Source organism: Nocardioides sp. YJ-D4 (genome assembly GCF_054031495.1).
The window spans coordinates 3,204,718-3,227,075 of record NZ_CM132932.1 but is presented as its reverse complement, the minus strand read 5'-3'; the positions used below and the strand labels follow the sequence as shown (position 1 = coordinate 3,227,075).

Below are 22,358 nucleotides of genomic sequence, written 5' to 3'. Positions count from 1 at the left end.
CCGCCTGCGGCCGAGCGTGTCGAGACCAACACAGTTCCTGGCGCGCTCGATGGGACCGTGTTGGTCTCGGCACGCCTCCGCCTAGCGGCTCCGGCGGCTCGACCGGCGGGAGGCGTTACGCCAGGATCCCGGCGTGGAGCAGCTTCAGATACTGCTCCGCGAGGGTCTCGGGGGTGTGGCGGCCGCCGGGGCGGTACCAGGAGACGGTGGACCAGACGCCGTCACGGATGAACCGGTAGGTCAGCGCAGGGTCGAGGGAGGCCTGGAAGGCGCCCGAGGCCTGACCGGCCTCGATGACCCGGATCCACAGCGCCTCGTTGTCGCGCGAGCGCTCGGCGACGAACTCGAAGCCCTCGACGGTGGCCAGGAAGGAGGCCTCGTTCTGGTAGAGCGCGACGGCGAGCCGCTCGTTGTGGATCGTCCGGAACGACTCGGTGATGAGTCCGTCCAGGTCGGCCTGCGGGTCGACCCCGCTCTCGACGATCTCGGTGAACCGCGCGTTGAGCCCGTCGAGGAACCCCGACAGCAGCTCGGTCAGCATCGCTTCCTTGGATCGGAAGTGGTGGTAGAGCGAGCCGGACAGGATCCCGGCAGCGTCTGCGATGTCGCGTACGGTCGTCTGGGCGAAGCCCTTGGTCGCGAACATCTCGGCAGCCAGCGTGAGCAGCTCGGCTCGCCGCGACGACCCCGACGCCGTCCCCCGCCTTCTCGGCGCAACCCCCGTGTCAGTCATGGACGAAGCCTACCAAACAAGCAGTTGCTCAACTACGCTTGCGAAGGTGACCCCGCGCACGATCCCCGCCCTGATCGAGAAGGCCAAGCAGACGTACGCCGACCACCCGGCGATCGTCGACGGCCCCACGACGCTCACCTACGCCGAGCTCGCCGACGCAGCGGACAGGACCGCGCGCGCCTTCCTGGCCAGCGGCGTACGCAGCGGCGACCGCGTCGCGATCTGGGCGCCCAACCGCTGGGAGTTCCCGGTCGCGGTTCTCGGCGCGCAGACGATCGGGGCGGCCGTGGTGCCGCTCAACACCCGTTACCGGGGCCATGAGGCACGCGAGATCCTGGAGCGCTCCCGCGCCACGGCGCTGGTCACCGTCAACGGCTTCCTCGGCACCGACTACGTCCAGATGCTCCATGACGCCGGCCCGCTCCCGGAGCACCTCCTCACCATCGTCGACCTCGCCAACGGCTGGGAGGAGTTCCTCGCCAAGGGCGCGGAGATCCCCGACCAGCGGCTCGAGGACGCCAAGGCGTCGGTCACCCCCGACACCCTCGCCGACCTGCTGTTCACCTCCGGCACCACCGGGAAGCCGAAGGGCGTGATGAGCGCCCAGCGGCAGACGATCGGCGTCGCCGACGTCTGGGCGCGCGGCGCCGAGCTCACCACGCGGGACCGGTACGCCATCGTCAACCCGTTCTTCCACGGCTTCGGCTACAAGGCGGGGTTCATCGCGGCGTTCACCTCGGGCGCGACGGTCTACCCGATCGCGACCTACGACCCGACCCAGGCGCTGCAGCTGATCCAGGACGAGCGGATCACGGTCCTCCCGGGCGCTCCCACGATCTTCACGACCCTCATCAACCACGAAGACCTGAAGGCGTACGACCTCTCCTCGCTGCGCTTCGCGATCGCCGGCGCCGCGAGCGTCCCGGAGAGCCTCTTCGCCGACATGCGCGACATCCTCGGGATCGACGAGGTCAAGGGTGCGTACGGGCTGACCGAGTGCATGGTCGCCACCACCACCCGCCCCGGCGAGGATCCCGAGCACGTGGCCAAGGTGGTCGGGCCGGCGGTCGAGGGCCTGGAGATCCGCACCGTCACCGCGGCCGGCGACGACGCGGAGCCGGGTGAGGACGGCGAGGTCTGGATCCGTGGCGACAACGTCATGCTCGGCTACTTCGAGAACCCCGAGGCCACCGCCGAGGCGATCGACGCGGACGGCTGGCTCCACACCGGCGACGTCGGCTTCCTCGACGAGCACGGCTGCCTGAAGATCACCGACCGGATCAAGGACATGTTCACCGTCGGCGGCTTCAACGTCTATCCCGCCGAGGTGGAGAACACCCTGGCCGCACACCCCGGCATCGTCGAGGCCGCGGTCATCGGCGTCCCCGACGCACGCCTCGGTCAGGTGGGCAAGGCCTTCGTCGTCGTACGCGACGACCTGAGCGCCGACGAGATCGCGGCCTGGCTCAAGGACCGCCTCGCCAACTACAAGCAGCCGAGGGCGTACGTCCTGGTCGACAGCCTGCCGCGCAACGCCAGCGGCAAGGTCCTGAAGACGGACCTGCGCGACACCTCGATATAGGCGCGACACCCCACCCCGCGGGGGTATAGGTTTCCTCAGCCCGTTCTTTACTTCCCCCACGGAGGCTTCGATGCCCCGACGCGCCACGATCGCGTCCCTCTCCGGCACCACCCTCATTCTCGGCGCGGCCGCAGTGGCGATCCCCCTGACGCTGAACTCCGCCACCGCCGAGCCGACCACGTCCGGCCCGCTGGCCGCGTTCGCCGCCGCGAACAGGGAGCCGTCCACCCTGCCCGCCGGTTCGGTGGAGTCTCGCGTCGAGGAGGTCGCACTGACCACCTCGGCCGGCAAGGCGACCGAGCACGCGACGAAGGTCGACAAGCCCCGCACCGACGTCATCAAGAGCGAGCCACAGGACGTCACCGGCTTCGGCATCGTCGGCGTGACCTGGTCCGGCGACCTCGCCGAGGACGTACGCCCCGAGATCCGCACCCTGAAGGACGACGTGTGGTCGTCGTGGAGCCCGATGGTGGTCGACACCGAGGACCACGGTCCGGACGCCGGCACGGCGGAGGCGAAGGGGGTCCGCCCGGGCACCGACGAGTTCTTGGCCGGGCACGTCGACCAGGTGCAGACCCGGATCATCGTCCCTGACGCTGCCAAGATCCCCGGCGACCTCGAGTTCGCTGTGATCGAACCGGGCAAGCCCGAGGACACGGTCGAGGAGCTCCCCGAGATCGAGACCGACAAGGACAAGCCCCGGGCGACCAACGTCCACAACGGCAGCAAGGACTCCGACCTCAACCTGGTCGCGTCGACCTACACCTCGAGCCCGACGATCTACAGCCGGGCGCAGTGGGGCGCCGACGAGACGATCCGCGAGCAGACGGCCCCGTCCTACCGCCAGATCCACGGCGGTTTCGTCCACCACACCGCGGGCACCAACGACTACACCGAGACTGACGTCCCCAGCATCATCCGGGGCATCTACGAGTTCCACGTGACCACCCGCGGCTACCGCGACGTCGGCTACAACTTCTTCGTCGACAAGTTCGGCCGCATCTGGGAGGGCCGCCACGGCGGCGTCGCGCTGCCGGTCGAGGGCGCCCACACCAGCGGCTACAACTACGACAGCTTCGGTGCTTCGGCGCTCGGCTGCTTCGACACGGTCGCGGCCGGCTGCCCCAACGACGCCGGCTCGACGCAGAACCAGCCCACGGACGCAATGATCCAGGCGTACGGCTCTCTCTACGCGTGGAAGCTCTCGCTCCACGGAGTCACCGCCAACGCCACCAATGTGTCGCTGACCAAGACCGACGGCACCAACACCGTCTTCCCGCACGCGATCAACGGCCACCGCGACGCGGGCAACACCATCTGCCCGGGCGCGAATCTCCAGGCCAAGCTCCCCAACATCCGTACGCTCGCCGCCAGCCTCCAGAAGAGCTGGAGCGGCCGCGACCTGGAGTCCCACATCGCCGGCACGAGCCACTCCGACTTCGTGGCACGACGGGCCTCCGACGGCCGGATCTTCACGCTGCGTACGGGCGGGTTCGCCGGGTTCAACTCGACCAAGACGTCCACGACGGTCGGCAGTACCGTGCGCGAGGCCGTGGTCACCCCGGACATCACCGGCGACGGCAAGGCCGACCTGATCCAGGTCCGCACCGACGGCTCGGCGGGCATCCGCAAGGGCCGCGGCGACGGCACCTTCGCGGCGGTCTACAAGAACCTCGGCAAGAGCACGTTCTACGGGGTCTCCAAGATCACCGCGACCGGCAACATCGGCGGCACCTCGGCCAGCGACCTGGTCGGCAAGAACGCGAAGGGCTACCTGGTCCGCTACACCGGCAACGGCGCCGGCGGGTTCACCCGGGTGGGTACGACGCGCTCGCTGAGCGGCTTCGACAAGCTCGCCGCGACCGGCGACGTCAACAAGGACGGCAAGCGCGACCTGATCGGCCGCAAGTCCGGGGCGCTCTACTACTTCAAGGGTTCCGGCAGCGGTACGTTCGGCTCGCCGATCAAGCTCGCGACCCAGAGCCCGTCGTGGTCCTCGCTGGTCCAGATCAGCGGCTACGGCGACTTCACCGGCGACGGCCGCGGTGACCTGATCGGCCGTGATTCGTCCAACCGCGGCTGGATCTACCCGGCCTCCGGCTCGGGCTTCGGCAAGCCGTTGGGGCCGTACGCGGACATCAACCGCACCCTCGTCGGCGCGGTAAACCTCGTCGGCAACAGCCTCCCGGACCTGGTGATGAAGTCGGGCTCGACGCTCTACGTCAAGCCGAACAGCGGCCGGGTCAGCCTGGCCGCGCCGGTCGACAGCGGCATCACCCTGACGAGCGCCACCGCACTGATGAACGCCGGCGACTGGAACCGCGACGGCAAGGGCGACTTCCTGGCGAAGATGTCCGACGGCTCCGTACGCCTCTACCGGGGCTACGGCACCGGCAAGTTCACCAGCCCCGTCACGATTGCGACCGGCCTCGGCACGGTCAGCGTCATCGACGCCGTCGGCGACGTCACCGGCGACGGCTATCCGGACCTGATGGGCCGCACCTCCGGCGGCACGATCAAGCTGTGGCAGGGCAAGGGCTCGGCCAAGGTCGGCGCGTCGATCACGATGAAGTCCTCGGCCTCGGGCACCCGCCTGGTCGGCGTCGGACGCTGGAACAGCAGCAACACCCCCGACGTACTCTTCGTCAACGGCACCAGCACCGTCGTCCACGAGAGCAACGGGCCTGGCGGCCTGGTCTCCACGCAGACCCTGTCGATCAACCTGTCCGGCTATGACGCGGTGCTCGGCGTCCGCGATCTGCGGGCCGGCTCGGGCGGCGACCTGATCGTGCGCTCGGGCAGCTACATCTATGCGCTGGAGCGCAACAGCACCGGCACCGGCGTGACCCGCACATACCTGGGTGCGCTGTCGGGCTACAACCTGCTGGGCTGACCCGGGCTGTGAAGCCGAGAGGGCCCTTGGGTCACTCTCGGCTTCACGGCTCACGCGGAGAGCTGGCGCTCCTGGTTGACCCGGATCGCCTTCTCGGCGAGGTCGGAGCCGGCGGAGGCGTACAGGTTCAGGACGGCGTGGGCGCCGCGCTTCTTGAGCTCGTCGCGCTCCTCGGGGCGCAGGGCGATGGCGGCGACGGTGCCGGTGAACCCGAGCTTCTGGAGCAGGTCCATGGCGAGCAGGTTGTCGCCGTGGAACGGCATGGTGAGGACGACCAGCTCCATGCCGGTGCCCTTCTTCACCCGCTCCCAGAAGTCCTGGTCGGTGGCGTCGGCCTCGACCACGTCGAAGCCCTCCTCCTTGAGCGAGTCGGCGCGCAGCGAGTCGTGCTCGACCGCCAGGACGTGGTAACCCTGGGTGTCGCGCAGCTCCTCGTAGGTCGTACGCCCCACCCGGCCCATCCCGACCACCAGCGCCTTGGCGTCACCGAGGTTGATCGGCCGGTCCGCCTCCTGGAGCCGCTCGGACCTCCGCTCCGGCAGCCGACGGTTGAGCAGATTGATGATCGCCGGGGCGTACGCGTTGAACACGGCGTCCACCAGGAACGAGAGCGCGGTCGCGACTGCGAGCACGGTCTGCCACTGGGCCGACGCGAGGCCGGAGGCCGACGCGATGACGATGACGATGAGACCGAACTCGGAGTAGTTGGCCAGGGTGAACGAGGCCAGCGTCGCGGTGCGGTAGCGCAGCCCCATGAACGCGAAGATCACCACGTACGCCGCGGCCTGGAGCGGCAGCAGGACCTGCAGCACGGCGGCCAGGGCGAAGTCCTCCAGCGAGGGCACCCCGGTCAGTCCGATGCTCAGGAAGAACGCGATGAGCAGGAGCTCCTTGGTGCTGAACAGCAGCTTGGTCAGCGCCGGCGCCTTGACGTGCGACCCAAGGAGTACGCCGACCACCAGGGCTCCGAGGTCGCCCTTGAGCCCCACGGCCTCGAAGAGCCAGTAGCCCGGCACGAGGGCGATCGTCAGCCCGAAGAGGGCGGTCAGCTCGGCGGAGGTGATCCGGTCCCAGACCCGGTGGGCGAGCCAGGCGCCCGGGAGGAGCAGCACCAGCGCGAAGACCCACGGCGAGGGCCAGTGGCCCTTGGAGATGGTCAGGAACGCCACCGCGACGATGTCCTGCATGACCAGCACACCGATCGCGATCCGGCCGTAGAGGGTGTTGTTGTCGTGGCGCTCGTCGAGGACCTTGATCGCGAAGACGGTCGAGGAGAACGAGAGCACGAAGGCGATCAGCGCCATCTCGCCGAGGTCGGCGTCGGCGAGGAGCGCGAACCCGAGCGGTGCGATCCCGGCGAGCATGCCGATCCCGATGACGACGCTGAACCCCAGGTGGGCGAAGGTGCTCAGCCACACGTCGGGCCGGAGCAGCGATCTCACGTCGAGCTTGAGACCGATGCCGAACAGGAGCAGCGTGACGCCGAGCTCGGACAGCGTGTGCAGCCCGTCCAGCTCGCCGACGCCCGCGGCGTGCAGCCCGAACCCGGCGGCGAGGAAGCCGACCATGGGCGGAAGTTTCAGGAACATCGCGACCAGCCCCGCTCCGAGTGCGACGAGCAGGTAGAGCGCGGTCAGCGACATATGGACGTCCCCCAAGGTAAAGCTCGACGGTTCGGACACACGTACGATACCGCGTGATACCACTCAGGGTTACAGTGGGTCCATGGCTATGACTCTGCGACTCAGCGAGGCCGACGACCGGCTGCTGACCGACCGTGCCCGGACGGAGAACCGGTCCAAGCAGGAGATCGCTCGCGAGGCCATCCGCGCCTACCTCAACGATCACGAGCGGCGCATCGAGGATCTCGAGGACGATCTCGCCCTCGCGCGCTACTCCCTGCGTCGCGAGCTCGGCGAGGTCAGCTACACCCCGCACGCCGAGGCCCGGCGTGCCCTCGGCCTCGACCGCCCCGTCAGCGAGTGACCTATCAAGTCGTCTGGGCCGACGAAGCGCTGCAGTCGGCCGAGGCGTACGTCGACGACGACCCCATCGGCCTGATCCAGGTCTTCGACACCGTCGACACCCTGACCGAGACCCCGCGCGACGTCGGCGCCTACGCCTGGGGCAAGGACCGCTACCGCCTCCGCGTCGGCCGCTACCGCATCGTCTACGTGGTCGAGGAGCGCCGCATCACCGTCGCCGTCATCCACCTGGGTCGCCGCAGCGCCTAACCGCCGAGTCCGCAGTTGTGGGCGACGAAAGTGGAGTTTCGTCGCCCACGACTACCTTCTCGGCACGCCATTTCTACCGATTCGGCGGGGTCAGCTCAGGCGCTCGATCACCAGCGCCATGCCCTGGCCGCCGGCGGCGCACATGGTCTCCAGGCCGTAGCGGCCGCCGGTCTCCTGCAGGCCGTGGAGAAGCGTGGTCGTGAGGCGGGCGCCGGTGGAGCCGAAGGGGTGGCCGAGGGCGATCGCGCCGCCGTTGACGTTGACCCGTTCGGGGTCGAGGCCGATCTGGGCGATGCTGGGGAGGACCTGGGCGGCGAAGGCCTCGTTCATCTCCACCAGGTCGATGTCGTCGGGAGTGAGCCCGGCGCGAGCGAGCGCCTGACGGGAGGCCTCGACCGGCCCGAGGCCCATGATCTCGGGCGAGAGCCCGGAGACTCCGGTCGACACGATCCGGGCCAGCGGCCTGATCCCGAGCGCCTCGGCGCGTACGTCGCTCATGATCACCAGCGCGGCCGCGCCGTCGTTCAGGGGGCAGCAGTTGCCGGCGGTGATGGTGCCGTTCTCGCGGAAGACCGGCTTGAGACCGGCGACCTTCTCGAGGGTGACCCCGGCTCGCGGCCCGTCGTCGGTGGCGACGACCTCGCCGGACGGCAGCGTCACCGGCGTGATGTCCCGCTCCCAGAACCCCCGGGCGGCGGCGGCCTCGGCGCGGTTCTGGGAACGTACGCCCCACTCGTCCTGTGCCTCGCGGGTGACGCCGCACATCTCGGCGACGTTCTCGGCGGTCTCGCCCATCGCGAGGTGGTAGTCGGGCAGGTCGCCGGACTCGCGAGGGTCGGTCCAGGCCTCGCCTGCGGCCACCCGTGCGGCGCCGCGTTCGCCCGCTTTGAGGAACTCCTCGGCCTTGGTGTCCGGCATCCCGTCGGCCTTGCCGCGCTCGTAGCGGGACACGCACTCCACCCCGGCGGAGACGAACGCGTGGCCTTCTCCCGCGCGGATCGCGTGGAAGGCCATCCGGGTGGTCTGCAGGGAGGATGCGCAGTAGCGGTGGACCGTGGTGCCAGGCACCGCGTCGAGCCCGAGCCGCACCCCCACGACACGGCCGATGTTGTAGCCCTGCTCCCCCGCAGGCTGGGCACAGCCCATCATCAGGTCGTCGATCTGCGTCGGGTCCAGCTCCGGGACCGACGCCAGAGCGCTGCGTACGATCTGCTCGGCCAGCACGTCGGGACGCAGGTCCTTCAGCGAGCCCTTGAAGGCGCGGCCGATGGGTGAGCGGGCTGCCGAGACGATGACGGCTTCGGGCATGGAGGCTCCTCAGGAGTTGGGGGTGTGCTGGAGGAAGGCGGGCCACTCGCCACCACCGTCGACGGCGAGGACAGCGCCGGTGATGTGCACGGCGAGCGGCGAGGCGAGCAGGAGGCAGGCGTCGCCGACCTCCTCGGGGGTCGCGAAGGCGCCGCGCGGGATGGTCGCGGCCACCGCAGCGCGCTGCTCCGGGCTGCCGTAGTGGTCCTCTGACCCCGGCGTGGCGACGAGCCCGCAGGAGATGGCGTTGACGCGTACGGCCGGGGCCCACTCGACGGCGATCGATCCGGTCAGGCTCTCGACGGCCGCCTTCGCGGCGCCATAGACCGCAGTCCCGGGACTGGGCCGCCGTGCCGAGATCGAGCTGATGTTGATGACGGAGCCGCGAGAGGCCTTCAACGCCTCGTACGCCGCCTGGCTGACGTAGGCGGTGGCCAGGAAGTTGAGCGCCGAGATCTTCTCGTGGAACCGCGGCGACGCGGTCGCGAAGTCGGCGTAGGGCGCGCCACCGGCGTTGTTGACCACCACGTCGAGCCGCCCGAGCCGCGAGGTGATCGCGGCGATCCACGCCGCGACCTGCTCCGGATCCCGCACGTCCACCTGGGAGAAGACCGGCTTGCGCCCGTCGATCACCGGAAGCTCAGCCGGAGCAGTCCGGCCGCAGATCTCGACCTCCGCGCCGGCCTCGAGGAACCGCGCGACGATCCCGGCGCCCACGCCGCGCGCGCCACCGGTCACCGCGACCACCTTGCCGCTGAAGTCGATCTCGACTGCCATGTGCGGCAGTCTAGAGCGGCTACCAAGCAAATGCTAGGTTGATGATCGCGGTGACCGGATCAGAGGGTCAGGCGCAGCGCCTCAGACGCAGTGCACGTCCACCCAGTAGGTGTGGTCTCCACTCATGTGCTTCTTGACCTGGATCGGGACGGTGACCGAGCCGTTCGCGTCAGGCAGGAAGGTCTGACCGGCGTAGTGCACGTCGTCGATCTCGCAGCCGACCTGGTCGGTCACGGTGATCTTGTGCAGACCCGCCTCAGCGGCCTCGACGTGCGCCTCGTGGAACGCGAGGACCGCCGGGTTGTACTCGGAGTACTTCACGTTGTGAGCACCCAGGGTGTCGGTCCACTCGGCAGCCAGACCGTCGATGAACGGTCCACCGTGGCGCGAGAACCGGGTGTCGATCTCGACGATCGCCCGTGCCTTGACCTTGAAGTTGTCGGTCTTGCTGTCGGACGGGACGAAACCGTGCCGGTTGCCCGGAGCGGTCGGGTCGAGAGCGTCGTACGGCGTCAGCCAGACCTTGTACTCGCCACCGTTGTTCGGGGTGTCGAGGTAGGGGAAGAGCTGCACGGTGATGCCGCCGTCCTCGGCGTCGGTGCCGGTCGCGTGAGCGCAGGCACCACTCGGGGCGACGCTGACGAAGCGCCCGCTTTCGTCGACCTCGACCAGACGGCACTCGACGGCGTCGGTGGAGAGCAGCGTCTTGCCGGAGGGATCGGTCACCTGGAAGGCGTAGATCCCGGCAGGCAGGCCGGCGGCGTCATCGGGAGCGTTGATGCCAGGACCGCCGTTGAGATAGACGTCCTGCTTGGCGGCGTAGTGGTTCAGGTTGACGGGCGCGCCGGTTACGTCGGTGGTGAAGATCGCGCCGGAGAGCTGCAGCAACGGTGCAGACGAGGCCGGCATCGACCAGAGCGCCGCCGCGGCGACCCCCGCCGCGACCGCACAGACGAGCTTTCGGATCATGGGTTCCCCCTCGGATAGATCGGACCTCGAGTCTTTGACGCGCCTCGGTAAAGGCCGCCGTCCAGCCCCCGGGTATCACCCGAACCGGGTAGGTGCCCGGACTGTGTGATGGGACACCTCGGCACCACCCCCGGGAATACCGGAGAGTCCCTCCGTCTTGCGTCAGGAGTGGATCGAGGCCACCGGCCTCGGCAGACCTGAGAGGACCTTCTTGTGACCACGACCGCCGTCGACACCTTCACGGACGTGATCCGCTCGCGCCGTTCCGCGCGAGCCTTCCTGCCCGACCCGGTGCCCGCCGACGACATCCGCGGTGTGCTCGAGGACGCCCAGCGCGCCCCGTCGCACAGCAACACCCAGCCGTGGGAGGTCCATGTCTTCTCCGGTGACGCCCGCGAGCGCCTCAGCGAGGCGATGCTCAAGGCGTTCGAGGCCGGCCAGATGAGCCCCGACTTCACCACGACCTACGGTGACGACGACAGCGTCCACGTCCAGCGGTCCCAGCAGACCGGGGCCGTCCTCTACGGCGCCCTGGGCATCGCCCGTGAGGACGCCGAGGGCCGCACCAAGGCCGTCGCCGAGAACCTCCGCTTCTACGGCGCTCCGCACGTGGCCCTGCTCTTCGTGCCTGAGCTCGGCGATGTCGTACGCGCTGCCAACGACGTCGGCATGTACGCCCAGAACTTCCTGCTCTCCCTCACCGCCCGCGGCTATCACGGCGTACCCCAGGGCATGCACGGCCTCTTCGCCGACACTGTCCGCGCCCACCTCGGCCTGCCCGCCGACCTCAAGCTGCTCTACGGCATCTCGTTCGGCACCGCCGACCCCGACGCCGCGGTCAACCGGCTCGACGTCGGCCGGGCCCCGCTCGACGAGCACATCGTGCTGCACGACACCTCGCTCTGAGCCGCCGCGACGAGCTGTAACACGTCGTTCGTAGCACTTCTCGCCCTGTTGCAACGACCGGATAGTGCTCCGAACGACGTGTTACACGTGTGGCGCGACCGCTTAGCCGGCAGCCGCTCCGCGGATCTCCGCCACAGACGTACGCTGCGCCCGACCCGCCGCGAAGAGGCTGAGCGCCACCGCGAGCAGGAGCCAGAGGACCAGGCCGCCGACCGGCGCGCCGACCGCGGCACCGCTCTGCGCGACGGCGACCCCGCGGAGCGCCTCGGCGGCGAGCGGGACCGGCAGGATGCCGGCGAGCGCACCGAACGGAGCGGACGCGGTGGCGACCGGCAGCAGCCCGCCGAGGGAGACCAGCTGCAGGGCGAGGAAGCCGAGCGAGATCAGCCAGCCACGGCGCTGGCCGGCGAGCGCGACGACGGCCTGGTGGACCGCGACGAACACCGACGCGGCGAGCACCGCGATCCCGACCGTAGCGAACGGCCGCGCGAGATCGGCGCCGAGAAGCGCAGCGGCAACGACGAGGAGCACCGCCTGCGCCAGCCCGACGAGAGCCGCCGGCCACAGCCCGGCGAAGGTGAGCCGCCGCGCCGTGAGCGCCTCCCGCAGCCGGCCGGCCGGGAAGGCCGGACGGAGCAGGTAGATCGCGAGCGCACCGAGCCACAGCGCCAGCGCGATCACCGCCGGCGCCAGCCGGGTCGCCCCCGAGGTGGAGGTCTCGGAAGCGACCGAGACCTCCACCGGGTCGGCCACGACCTCGGCCTGCTTCTCGCCGGGAACCGCGATCTGCGAGGCACCGTCGTCGAGCCCCGAGGCGAGCGAGTCGGCGCCCTCGGTCAGCGAGGACGTACCGGAGGCCAGCGAGTCGGCCCCAGAGGCCAGCGAGGCCGACCCGTTCTCGAGCTTCTTGGTCCCGGAGGCGAGCTGATCGGCTCCGGAGGCCAGCGCGGTGGCGCCGTCGTTGGTCTTGCCGAGGCCGGACTCGAGCTCACGCGCGCCCTTGGCGAGGCGGGCGTTCGCGTCGGCGACCTGGGACGCCCCGGACGCGACCTTCCCGGCGCCGTCCGCCGCCGACGAGATCCCTCCGCTCAGCTCAGGAGCCGCCTTCGACAGAGCAGAAGCCCCCGAGGCGACTTGCTCCGCGCCTGCGGCGAGCTGGTCGGCCTGCCCGCCACCGGAGCCGACCGCCGCGGCGGTGGCGCCGCACAGTTGCGGCTTGGAGGCCGCGAGCAGCGGGTCGCTCGCGCACGCCTGCGCCCATCCCTTGGCGAGCTGGGTGTAGCCGGCCACTCCCTCCGACACCTGTGAGGCACCGGCGGCGAGCGACGAGGTCTGCGAGGGGAGCCCTGCGGTCGACCTCTCGAGCCGGTTCAGCCCGCCACTGAGCTCATCGGCTCCGGCAGCCAGCGAGGAGGCGCCCTTCGACGCCTTGCCCGCTCCCCCGGCCAGCGATCCCGCACCCGACTCCAGCCGCGCCGTCCCGCCGGCGAGCGTGTCGAGCCCGCCCGCGACCTGCGAGGCGCCGTCGGCGGCCCCGGAGGCACCCGAGCTGAGCGACCGAGCGCCGTCGGCGACCTTCCCGGCCCCCGAGTCGGCGGCAGCGGTGCCGTCGGCGAGCTGGTCGGCACCATCGGCGGCGTCGGTCAGGCTGGTCTTGAGCTTCCCGGTCTCGTCCCGGACCCCGTCGAGGTAGGTCGTCGTGACCGTACGCCCCAGGGTCGACGCCGACTGCCGCGCGACCTGCCGGGCGATCTCGGCGGTCACCTCGCTGGAGGCGTCGGAGGCCTCCACGCTGACCCGGCCGGCGCTCGGGTCGCTCCCCTGCACGCCGGACAGCGTCTTGGACAGGTCCTTGGGGATCGTGATCACCGCCGCGTACGTCCCGTCCGCGTAACCCTCCCGTGCGTCCTCCGCATCGGTGAGCTCCCAGCCGAGCGTGGGGCTCGCGGACGAGCCCGAGGAGGAGACGAGGTCCGCGGCCAGCGCTCGGCCGGCATAGACCGTCTGCTTGTCCTTCCCGCTCCCCGTCGTCACCGGCTCGTCGAGGTTGACCACCGCGGCGGGCACCTTGTCGAGGTTCTCGGTGCGGTCGCTGAGCGCGACGAGCGCGAGCGCCGTCACGACGACCGGCAGCAGGATCGCGGCCGCCACCAGGCGGCGGCCCGACCACCATGATTTCGTACGTTTCATCGGACTGTCTCCAGGTCGGCGACCGAAGCCGCAGGGTCGGTGAGCTCAGGATCGGGTGAGGTCCGTGCGGGCGCGGCATGCGCGAGCGCGTCCGCGACCTGCGTCACCGCGGGCAACGACGGCATCCCGAGCAGGACCGTCGTGCCCCGCGAGGTCAGCGCGGAGAGTGCCGCGAGCTGCCCGCTGTCGAGCGAGGTCGGGCTGTCGATGGCGACCAGCGCAGGCACCCGCCGAGCGCCGACGAGCCGGAGCGCCTCCGCGACGTCGCTGACGAGAGCGGCCCGGGCGCGTACCGCCCCCGCCTCCTCCGGCAGCAGCCGGTCGAGCACCACCAGCTGTCCGGAGAAGCCCAGCCGCCCGGTGAGGGCAGCGAGCGCGGCGGATCGCGCGACCGGGTCGGTCCCATGGACGATCCCGAGCCCTCCCGGCCGCAGGTGTAGATCGAGCGGCGCGAGCGCCTCCGGCACCTCGACCTGCCGCGCCCGGACAGCGACCTCACCGTTCGAGGCGACGTAGTCGGCGTGCTCGAGATGGTGGATGAGCGCCTCCCCCTCGATGTCGAGAACCGGCATCCGCCGATCCAGCCAGCCCGGCAGCCACCAGGCACCCCGCCCGAGCAGGGCGAGCACCGCCGGCACCAGCGTCATCCGCACCAGGAACGCGTCCACGAGCACGCCCACGGTCAGCCCCAGCGCCATCGGCTTCACGATCGGGTCGCCGTTGGGCACGAAGGCGGCGAAGACCCCGATCATGATGAGAGCCGCAGCGGTGACCACGCGGGCGCTGGCAGCGAACCCGGTGTCGACCGACCGCCGCGCGTCGCCGGTGTGGACGAAGTCCTCCCGCATCCGGGAGACCAGGAACACCTCGTAGTCCATCGCCAGCCCGAAGAGCACGCCCATCAGGATGATCGGGAAGAACGCGATCACGGGACCGACCTTGGCGACGTTGAACAGGTCGGCGCCCCAGCCCCACTCGAAGACCGCGGCGACCACCCCGAACGAGGCGGCCACCGACAGCACGTAGCCCAGCGTCGCCTTCAGCGGGACCGCGATCGAGCGGAACACGATCGTCAACAGGATCAGCGACAGCCCGACCACGACGGCCCCGAACGGCAGGATCGCTCCGGAGAGACGAGCGCTGACGTCGATCGCGACCGCGGTCTGCCCGGTGACCATGACGTCCTCGATCCCGAACCGCTTCTCCAGGTCCGCCGAGTCCGCGCGGATCTCCTTGACCAGGGCCGCCGTCTCCGGCGAGCTCTTCTCGGTGGTCGGGTAGATCACCACGAGCCCGAGGTCGGCGGTCCGGTTCGGTGTCGCCAGCGCGACCTTCTGGATCCCGTCGTAGGCGCCCAGCGCCTTGCCCAGAGAGTCCATCACCCCGATCGGGTCGGTGGTGTCGATGATGTCCGCGGTCACGAACAGCGGCGCGTTGTAGCCCGGCCCGAAGTCGCGGCTGATCAGGTCGTACGTCTCCCGCGGAGCAGTCCCCGGATCGGCACTGCCGTTGTCGTTGAGCCCCAGCGCCAGGTCGCGCGCCGGGATCGCCAGGACGGCGATCACCAGCAGCGAGACCACGACGGTGAGGACCGGCACCTTGGTCACCAGCCGCACCCAGCGAGCTCCGAGGGTTGTGGCGTGAGGCCGCCCCTCCGCGACAGCCTCACGCCGGTGGGCCCGAGACCCAGGCTTGGGCCGGAGCCGCTCGCCCGCGAGAGCGAGGAGCGCCGGCACGGCGGTGAGCGCGACGAGCACCGCGACCAGGACGGCGGACGCCGCTGCGTACCCCATCACCGCCAGGAACGGGATGCCTGCGACGACGAGGCCGCACAGCGCGATGATGACCGTGACCCCCGCGAAGATGACCGCGCTACCGGCGGTGGCGACCGCCCGGGCGATCGACTCCTCCACCCCGAGACCGGTGGCGAGCTGGCTGCGGTGCCGGGCGATCACGAAGAGCGCGTAGTCGATCCCGACGGCGAGCCCGATCATCAGTGCGAGGGTCGGGGTGGTGGCCGAGATCGTGGTGGCCGCGGCGACCGAGAAGATCCCCGCCATCGCGATCGCCACCCCGAGCAGCGCGGTCAGGATCGGCAGGCCGGCGGCCAGCAGCGACCCGAACGTGATCGCCAGCACCAGCAGGGCGATGAGGATCCCGATCCCCTCGGTCGCGCTGACGTGCACCCCGGTGACGGAGTACGCATCCCCGCCCACGTGGAGCTCCAGCGAGGACCCCTCGGGCAGCTCCGCAGCGTCTTCGAGATCCGAGGTCACACCCTCGGGGAGCTCGTCGAGGCCGAGGTCGAACTGCACCGTCGCGAGCGCGTCCCGGCCGTTGTCGCTGACCGTCCTGCTGTCCTTCGCGAGCGGGTCGGTGACGGTCGCGACCTGGTCGACCTTCTCGACCGCGTCGAGCACCGCCCGGATCTCCTTGCCGTGGTCGTCGATCTTCTCCCCCTCGGGAGCGACGAAGACCAGCTGGGCGGAGGTCCCGGAGACCTCGGGGAAGCGCTGCGTGAGCGCGTCCAGGCCCTGCTGGGACTCGGTGCCGGGGATCGTGAAGTCGTTCTGCAGCTTGCCGCCGAGCGAGACGGTCAGCGCGCCCAGGAGCACCGCGAGCAGGAGCCAGAGCGCCAGCACGGTCTTGGCGTGGCGGGCGACCTGTCGGCCGAGTCGGTAGAGGTAGGAGGACACGTTCAATACATTAACGCATTCAATACAAAAGTGTATCGTCGGCGTATGTGAGGATTGCTACATGACCGAGGTGAAGGCCCCCAGGCGACGTACGAACACCCGCGCCCGGCTGCTGTCCGCGGCCGTCGACGTCTTCGTCGAGCGCGGGGCGCGCAGGGTCACCGTCGACGACCTGGTCAGCGCCGCCGGCTACACGCGCGGAGCGTTCTACTCCAACTTCGGCAGCGTCGAGGAGGTGCTGCTCGAGGCGTTCAAGGAAGAGTCGGAGAGGCTGATCGAGGCCGTACGCACCGCTGTCGGCGAGCACAGCGACGCCGACTCGAGCGGATCACTGATCGGCGCGGCCTTCGACGCGATCCGGCCCCTCCAGGACCGCTGGTTCGTCCTGCAGAGCGAGGTGGTGCTGCAGAGCCTGCGCGACGCCGACGCGCGAGAGATCAGCTCGGCGACGTTCACGGCGCTCAGCGAGCAGCTCGTCGAGGTCGTCGACCTCGCCCTGGACCGCCTCGACCGCACCTCCACGATGCCGACCGATCTCCTCGCCCAGACGCTGATGGGTGTGTTCCTCCACAGCGTCACGATGCGTACGATCCGCCACGACGACCCGCGGGCCGACCGACTCCTCGAAGACGCGCTGCCCCAGATCATCGATGGGCTGTCGATCCCGAGGCCCTCCGCCTAGGCTGAGGCCGATCCCACGTCTCGGGTCGACTCTCAGGGGGTTTGTCACTATGGGCGCACCGACATGGGTGTGGCTGGTCACCGTCGTCGCGATCATCGGGCTGCTCGGCTTCGACTACGTCTTCCACGTACGCAAGGCCCACACCCCCACGCTGAAGGAGTCGGCCATCTGGTCGGCGATCTACGTCGCGATCGCGCTGCTGTTCGGCGTCGGCGTGCTGATCTTCGGCGGCGGCACGATGGGCGGGGAGTACTTCGCCGGCTACATCACCGAGAAGGCGCTCTCGGTCGACAACCTGTTCGTCTTCCTGATCATCATGACCAGCTTCCGGGTGCCCCGTGAGGACCAGCAGAAGGTGCTCCTCTTCGGGATCACGTTCTCGCTGATCGCCCGCACCGCGTTCATCTTCGTGGGCGCCGCGCTGATCAACACCTTCGCCTGGGTGTTCTACCTGTTCGGGCTGATCCTGCTGATGACGGCCGGCAACATGCTGAAGCCCGACGGCCACTCCGACGGGGAGAACGTCGTCGTACGCCTGGCCCGGCGGCTGTTCCACGTCAGCGAGCACTACGACGGCGACAAGCTCTTCACGGTGGAGGACGGCAAGCGCATCCTGACGCCGATGCTGCTGGTGATGGTGGCCATCGGCGGCACCGACATCCTCTTCGCCCTCGACTCGATCCCGGCGATCTTCGGCCTCACCCAGAACGTCTACCTCGTCTTCACCGCGACCGCGTTCTCGCTGCTGGGTCTGCGCCAGCTCTACTTCCTGCTCGACGGGCTCCTCGACCGGCTCATCTTCCTGTCCTACGGCCTGGCCGCGATCCTCGCCTTCATCGGTGTGAAGCTGATCCTGCACGCGCTCCACGAGAACAACATCCCGTTCGTCAACGACGGCGAGCCCGTGCACGTGGCCGAGATCAGCACCGGCCTCTCCCTGAGCGTCATCCTCGGCGTACTCGTCGTCACCATCGTCGCCTCGCTCTTCAGCAAGCGCGGTCGCGCGAAGAACGCCATCGCCAACGCCCGCCGGCACGCCGCCGCCTACCTCGACTCCGAGTACACCGCCGACCCGGCCGAGCGCGAGCGCATCCACAACGCCCTCCTCGCCGAGCGCGACCTCATCGTCTCCCTCGGCCCGAAGTACCTGCAGATCGCCCGCGAGGAGACCCCGCTCATGGAGCTCCTCGAAGCCGCCCTCGCCAGCCACAACGCCGCTGTCGAGCGCGGCGAGGCCACCCCAGCAGGTCCGCCGAAGATCCTGCGCAGCGAATGAGCCCCGGTTCGACCTCTAGCAGCAGACGACCTGCTGCACCTTGAACAGGCTGTCTTCCTGGCGCTGCATGTTGACGTAGCCCTGATCCACCCAGACCACCCGGAAGAGCCCGTCCCCGAGGTCCTCGACCCGCCGCTCGCCGTCGGCGTCGAGGTCGTCGAGGATGTGGTAGTAGAAGCCGTCGCCGCCGTTGGCGTCATCGGTACAGTCCCAGCCAGCCGGGTCGTCGAGGTCGGGCATGTAGAGGCCGGCGGCTTCGCAGTCACCTGCCTGGAGCGCATCGACGAACCGGACGGCCGCGGTCTCCGCGCCGCTGACCGGCTGCCCCGCAGTCGTCTCTGCGCCGCTGGCCGGCTCTTCGGCCTGACCGCGCGCCACGAACCAGGTCGCGGCGCCGCCCAGCACCAAGGCGCTGACGACGGCGGCCCCGACGAGGACGGCGTTGCGCCGGCCGCGCGCGGGCGGCTGCGGCTGCGGCGTTGCGGACGGTGAACGGAGCACGGTCTGCGCGTCCGAAGGTGGAGGTACGGCGACCGCCCGTCCCTCAGCCGCGGCGGTGAGTGCTGCGGCGAAGCTCCCCGCGTCCGGCCAGCGGTCCTCGGCCCTCGGCTCCAGGGCCCGCATGATCACCGCCGACACCGTGGCCGGCACAGGCGCGACCGTGCCGAGCTCGGGAACGCGGGATACGACCGTCAGCGCCGGCGCGGGTGAGCGGCCCGCGAACATCGCCCAGGCGACCGCACCGAGGCTGCGTACGTCGGCACGATGGTCGATAGGCAGTGACTCGTCGAACTGCTCGGGCGCCATGTAGGCGGGCGTCCCGATCTGCCGCGTCACCTCCGAGTGCTGGTCGAGCGCGCGGGCCACGCCGAGGTCGGCGACCATCGCGCGCAGCCGACCGTCGGACCCGCCGGTGAGCAGGATGTTGGCCGGCTTCACGTCGCGGTGGATGACCGAGCGCACGTGCAGCGCGTCGAGGCCGGCCGCGGCCTGTGCCACCAGGTCGGCCACCAGCTGTGGCGGCATCCCCTGAGGGTGCTGGGTGATCAGCTCCGCGACGCTGCCCGCGTCGGCGTACGCCATCACGAAGTAGGGCGCTCCCTCCGGCGTCTCGCCGATGTCGTGGACCGAGACGACGTGGGGCGAGTCGACCGACCGGAGGAAGCGCGCCTCCTGCAGGAACCGCTCCCGGATGTCGGCCGCCTGCGTCCATTGGGCGCTGAGCACCTTCACAGCGACGGGCGAGTCGAGGTCCGGGTCGTGGTAGAGCCACACTTCGGCGAATCCGCCGGAGCCGAGCGGCTTGACCTGGCGCAGGCGCCCGAGGATCTGGGGAAGGGTCACCGGCACATTATGAGGCCGCGTCAGAGCTCTTCCGGCGGTGCCATGCGGTAGACGAACTCGCCGAGGCCCGACTGCGAGATCGCAAAGATGGTGCCGGCGAGGCCCTCTTGAGTCGCGGCCATGCTCAAGTCGCCCAGACGGACCGCCTCGAACCCGGCATCGTGGCTGAGCCGGCTGACGACGTCGCCGGCCTGGTCGTCGCCGGACCACAGGTTGCTCGGTCGTACGCGAGCGCTGGCGACCCGGCCGAAGAGCGACGCGAAGTTCGTGCTGAACGCCTTGGCCGTGGCACCGCCGGTGACCGACTTGACGTACTCGGCGTTGGAGGAGAACCCGGCCGGAGGCCGGGCGCCGCCGTAGAGGTTGGTGGCGTCGAGCACGGTCTTGCCCTCGAGCCCGGTCACCGATGACAGTGCTGCCTCTACCGCGGCTCCTGGGACCGCGAGCAGTACGGCTTCGGCCCCACTGGCGTCACCACCGTCTCGACCCAGCCTGAGCACGCGGTGGCCGGCGCGCTCCCACAGATCGGCCAGTCCACCGCCGATGTTGCCTCGCCCGATCACTGTGATGTTCATGCCGACCACGACCTCTCCTGGTGCTCGACGACGCGAAGGGCGCCGGAGGGGCAGCGCCCGATCACGTCTCGCAGGGTCTGAGCGGTCCCCTCCGAACCGGCGTGCGCGGGGTCGATCCACGGCCGAGCGGAAGGATCGAAGACGGCGGGCATCCCCCGTACGCACTCGGCCGCGTGCTGACACACATCACCGTCGAAGGAGACGTCGACCACGGGCCCGGTGTAGGTCTTGCGCGCCATGGTCAGTCCTTCGCCGTCGACGGGGGCACACGCTTGACGAGTGCGACGTACTCGCGGTGGTTCCCGATCCAGCCCTTGATGAAGGGGCACAGCGGCATCACCTTGCGCTCGCTGCTGTCGCGGACGTCGTCGAGCGCGAACCTGGCGATCGCGGAGCCGACGCCCTTCCCCTCGTACGCCGGGTCGACCTCGGTGTGGGTGAACACGATCAGGTCAGTGGCGAGGATGTACTCCGCGAACCCCACCACGGTTCCGTCCACACGCGCTTCGTAGCGCAGACGCTCCGGGGCGTGTGTCACCTCGATGTCGATGTCTGTCATCACTCGTCCTTGCTCGATCCAGCGTATTTGTTTGTGCGCACAAATAACCTACCTGAGCAGACAAGGATGTCCGGGCAGAATCCGATGATCAGCGACCGCGGCGGCGAACCGGCGGTCCGGCCTCAGCCTGAGCGATCGCCGCGAGAGCATCGGCGAACGCCACCAGATCGACGTTCTGGAGATGATCCATCACGTGGCGCCGGACGCTCTCCAGGTGCACCGGCCACGCCTTCTTCAGACACGTCAGTCCGGCCGGGGTCAACCGCGCCAGCTGGCCGCGACCGTCGGCCGCCGAACGGACCCGCTCGACCAGTCCCGTCCGCTCCAACCGCTCGACGACACGGGTCAGCCCGCTGACCGAGATCGCTACGTAGTTGGCGAGCTCGCTCATGCGCAACGAGCGCTCGGGCGCCTCGGACAGGTTCATCAGCACGGTGTACTCCGTGAGACTCAGACCCTCCGACTGCATGAGATCGGAGTCGAGCACCCGCGGAATCACCACGACTGCCCGCCCCAGCGCACGCCAGGCAGTCTCCTCCTCGGGCGAGAGTGGGCGTACCTCCCCAGCTGCTGTACGCCGACCGTCCATACCAACGAGGCTAGCGGGTAGTTGCTTGACGTAATAACGATCCGGGCGGCCGAATCCACCCGGGGATCAGGCGACGTGTCGGCTCCGGAAGTAGGTCGGCGAGGTCCCGTGGAGCCGCTTGAAGGCCGCGCTGAGGGCGAACGGGTTGGCGTACCCGACGCGGGCGGCGATCGCCGACAGGGTCAGATCCGTGCCGATCAGCAGGTCTGCGGCCAAGGCGAGACGCCACCGGGTCAGGTACGCCAACGGCGGCTCACCGACCTGCTCGGTGAAGCGTCGCGCCAGAGCGGCTCGCGAGAGACCGACCTGCTCACCGAGGCCGGCGACCGTCCAGGGCAGCTGCGGGTGCTGTTCCATCGCCCGCAGCACCGCGGCCACCGCGTCATCAGCCGGAAGCGCCGGGGAGGCCGCGAGCACCTCGCGCACGGCCTTGACCACGAGTACGTCCAGCAGTCGGTCGAGCAGGGCCGCCTGGCCCGCCTCCTCACGCACCAGCTCTGCGGCCAAGAGGTCGACAACGGCAGTGTCGAAACCGCGCAGCACCACGCTGGTCGGCAGCCGGGACAGCAGCAGCGAGCCCACCGACGTCTCGCGCTCATAGGTCCCGATGAGCATCACGGTCGCCTCCTGCGAACGACTGTTCCCCCAGGTGCGTACGCCCAGTGCCAGCTCCTCGGCCAGCAGGGCCCCGCTCGGGTCGACACAGACCTGACCGGGCAGGATCCGGATGTCGGCGGGGCGATCGGCCGAGTCGGCGATGACATAGGTCGCGGGCCCGCGGCACACGATCACGTCCCCTGCCGCCACGCCCTGCGGACCCTCGCAGCCGGTGAAGACCGCCTTGCCTCGTGCGATCGCAATGACCGTGAGCGGCACCTCGTCCTCGGCGGTGATCGACCACTCGCCGGCGAACACCGCCTTCAGCAGGAAGGCGGCCTGGGCGCGCGGGCCGTCCATGAGCAGATCCAGTGAGGACATGGTGAGACGATAGCGCATGCTTGCTGGAGCCAGGCGTATTCCATCGTCGCTCCCCGCAGGCCAGATT

The 22,358-nt window shown here is 69.9% G+C and carries 20 protein-coding genes; 7 read left to right on the top strand and 13 right to left on the bottom strand.

What is annotated here, in order from left to right; genetic code table 11:
- Positions 1–115: 115 nt before the first annotated feature.
- Complete coding sequence (locus ACW14X_RS15385) at positions 116–733, bottom strand: TetR/AcrR family transcriptional regulator (protein ID WP_160026256.1); 618 nt, start codon at positions 731–733, stop codon at positions 116–118.
- A gap of 46 nt (positions 734–779) precedes the next feature.
- Here ACW14X_RS15385 and ACW14X_RS15380 point away from each other — a divergent pair, with 46 nt between their 5' ends.
- Together ACW14X_RS15380 and ACW14X_RS15375 are read left to right on the top strand one after the other, a co-directional pair.
- Positions 780–2,315 carry a FadD3 family acyl-CoA ligase gene (locus ACW14X_RS15380; protein ID WP_457162550.1) on the top strand — a complete coding sequence of 512 codons (1,536 nt, stop codon included), beginning with the start codon at positions 780–782 and terminating at the stop codon, positions 2,313–2,315.
- Positions 2,316–2,385: 70 nt separating this feature from the next.
- The gene (locus tag ACW14X_RS15375) at positions 2,386–5,208 is read left to right on the top strand and encodes an FG-GAP-like repeat-containing protein (protein ID WP_457162549.1); all 2,823 of its coding nucleotides are present in this window, start codon (positions 2,386–2,388) and stop codon (positions 5,206–5,208) included.
- Between the two features lie 50 nt (positions 5,209–5,258).
- Here ACW14X_RS15375 and ACW14X_RS15370 read toward each other — a convergent pair whose 3' ends face one another.
- Positions 5,259–6,851 carry a cation:proton antiporter domain-containing protein gene (locus tag ACW14X_RS15370; protein ID WP_457162548.1) on the bottom strand — a complete coding sequence of 531 codons (1,593 nt, stop codon included), beginning with the start codon at positions 6,849–6,851 and terminating at the stop codon, positions 5,259–5,261.
- Between the two features lie 82 nt (positions 6,852–6,933).
- Here ACW14X_RS15370 and ACW14X_RS15365 point away from each other — a divergent pair, with 82 nt between their 5' ends.
- Together ACW14X_RS15365 and ACW14X_RS15360 are read left to right on the top strand one after the other, a co-directional pair.
- The gene (locus tag ACW14X_RS15365; RefSeq protein ID WP_457162547.1) at positions 6,934–7,194 is read left to right on the top strand and encodes a ribbon-helix-helix protein, CopG family; all 261 of its coding nucleotides are present in this window, start codon (positions 6,934–6,936) and stop codon (positions 7,192–7,194) included.
- A complete protein-coding gene (locus ACW14X_RS15360; RefSeq protein WP_457162546.1) occupies positions 7,191–7,442 on the top strand; it encodes a type II toxin-antitoxin system RelE family toxin in 252 nt (83 codons plus the stop codon). Before ACW14X_RS15365 ends, ACW14X_RS15360 begins: the two co-directional genes overlap by 4 nt.
- Before the next feature lie 90 nt (positions 7,443–7,532).
- On the opposite strand, the gene ACW14X_RS15355 is transcribed toward ACW14X_RS15360, so the two are convergent.
- From ACW14X_RS15355 to ACW14X_RS15345, 3 genes are all read right to left on the bottom strand, one after another.
- Positions 7,533–8,750 (bottom strand): acetyl-CoA C-acetyltransferase, encoded by a 1,218-nt coding sequence (locus ACW14X_RS15355; RefSeq protein WP_457162545.1) that lies wholly within the window; start codon positions 8,748–8,750, stop codon positions 7,533–7,535.
- A gap of 9 nt (positions 8,751–8,759) precedes the next feature.
- Positions 8,760–9,527 (bottom strand): SDR family oxidoreductase, encoded by a 768-nt coding sequence (locus tag ACW14X_RS15350; protein ID WP_457162544.1) that lies wholly within the window; start codon positions 9,525–9,527, stop codon positions 8,760–8,762.
- A gap of 81 nt (positions 9,528–9,608) precedes the next feature.
- Entirely contained in the window at positions 9,609–10,496 is an 888-nt protein-coding gene (locus ACW14X_RS15345; RefSeq protein ID WP_457162543.1) for a hypothetical protein, read from the bottom strand.
- Positions 10,497–10,709: 213 nt separating this feature from the next.
- On the opposite strand from ACW14X_RS15345, the gene ACW14X_RS15340 reads away from it, so the two are divergent.
- Positions 10,710–11,402, top strand: coding sequence for a nitroreductase (locus tag ACW14X_RS15340; protein WP_457162542.1), 693 nt, complete (start codon positions 10,710–10,712; stop codon positions 11,400–11,402).
- Between the two features lie 102 nt (positions 11,403–11,504).
- On the opposite strand, the gene ACW14X_RS15335 is transcribed toward ACW14X_RS15340, so the two are convergent.
- Together ACW14X_RS15335 and ACW14X_RS15330 are read right to left on the bottom strand one after the other, a co-directional pair.
- Positions 11,505–13,592 (bottom strand): YhgE/Pip family protein, encoded by a 2,088-nt coding sequence (locus ACW14X_RS15335; protein WP_457162541.1) that lies wholly within the window; start codon positions 13,590–13,592, stop codon positions 11,505–11,507.
- On the bottom strand, positions 13,589–16,288 hold the full coding sequence (locus ACW14X_RS15330; RefSeq protein ID WP_457162540.1) for an MMPL family transporter: 2,700 nt from the start codon (positions 16,286–16,288) through the stop codon (positions 13,589–13,591). Before ACW14X_RS15330 ends, ACW14X_RS15335 begins: the two co-directional genes overlap by 4 nt.
- Before the next feature lie 61 nt (positions 16,289–16,349).
- Here ACW14X_RS15330 and ACW14X_RS15325 point away from each other — a divergent pair, with 61 nt between their 5' ends.
- Both ACW14X_RS15325 and ACW14X_RS15320 read left to right on the top strand, forming a co-directional pair.
- On the top strand, positions 16,350–16,970 hold the full coding sequence (locus ACW14X_RS15325) for a TetR/AcrR family transcriptional regulator (protein WP_160026244.1): 621 nt from the start codon (positions 16,350–16,352) through the stop codon (positions 16,968–16,970).
- A gap of 49 nt (positions 16,971–17,019) precedes the next feature.
- Entirely contained in the window at positions 17,020–18,246 is a 1,227-nt protein-coding gene (locus tag ACW14X_RS15320) for a TerC family protein (RefSeq protein WP_160026243.1), read from the top strand.
- 15 nt (positions 18,247–18,261) lie between these two features.
- Here the strand turns inward: ACW14X_RS15320 and ACW14X_RS15315 are convergent, their stop codons facing one another.
- From ACW14X_RS15315 to ACW14X_RS15290, 6 genes are all read right to left on the bottom strand, one after another.
- The gene (locus ACW14X_RS15315) at positions 18,262–19,590 is read right to left on the bottom strand and encodes a protein kinase domain-containing protein (RefSeq protein WP_457162539.1); all 1,329 of its coding nucleotides are present in this window, start codon (positions 19,588–19,590) and stop codon (positions 18,262–18,264) included.
- Between the two features lie 20 nt (positions 19,591–19,610).
- Entirely contained in the window at positions 19,611–20,165 is a 555-nt protein-coding gene (locus ACW14X_RS15310) for an NADPH-dependent F420 reductase (RefSeq protein ID WP_457162538.1), read from the bottom strand.
- Positions 20,162–20,404: a (4Fe-4S)-binding protein gene (locus ACW14X_RS15305; protein ID WP_457162537.1), complete on the bottom strand. Its 243-nt coding sequence runs from the start codon at positions 20,402–20,404 to the stop codon at positions 20,162–20,164. Before ACW14X_RS15305 ends, ACW14X_RS15310 begins: the two co-directional genes overlap by 4 nt.
- Before the next feature lie 2 nt (positions 20,405–20,406).
- Positions 20,407–20,724: a GNAT family N-acetyltransferase gene (locus ACW14X_RS15300; protein ID WP_160026239.1), complete on the bottom strand. Its 318-nt coding sequence runs from the start codon at positions 20,722–20,724 to the stop codon at positions 20,407–20,409.
- 88 nt (positions 20,725–20,812) lie between these two features.
- Complete coding sequence (locus tag ACW14X_RS15295) at positions 20,813–21,313, bottom strand: MarR family winged helix-turn-helix transcriptional regulator (RefSeq protein WP_160026238.1); 501 nt, start codon at positions 21,311–21,313, stop codon at positions 20,813–20,815.
- A 66-nt stretch (positions 21,314–21,379) separates the two neighbouring features.
- Positions 21,380–22,291 (bottom strand): AraC family transcriptional regulator, encoded by a 912-nt coding sequence (locus tag ACW14X_RS15290; protein WP_457162536.1) that lies wholly within the window; start codon positions 22,289–22,291, stop codon positions 21,380–21,382.
- Positions 22,292–22,358: the final 67 nt, after the last annotated feature.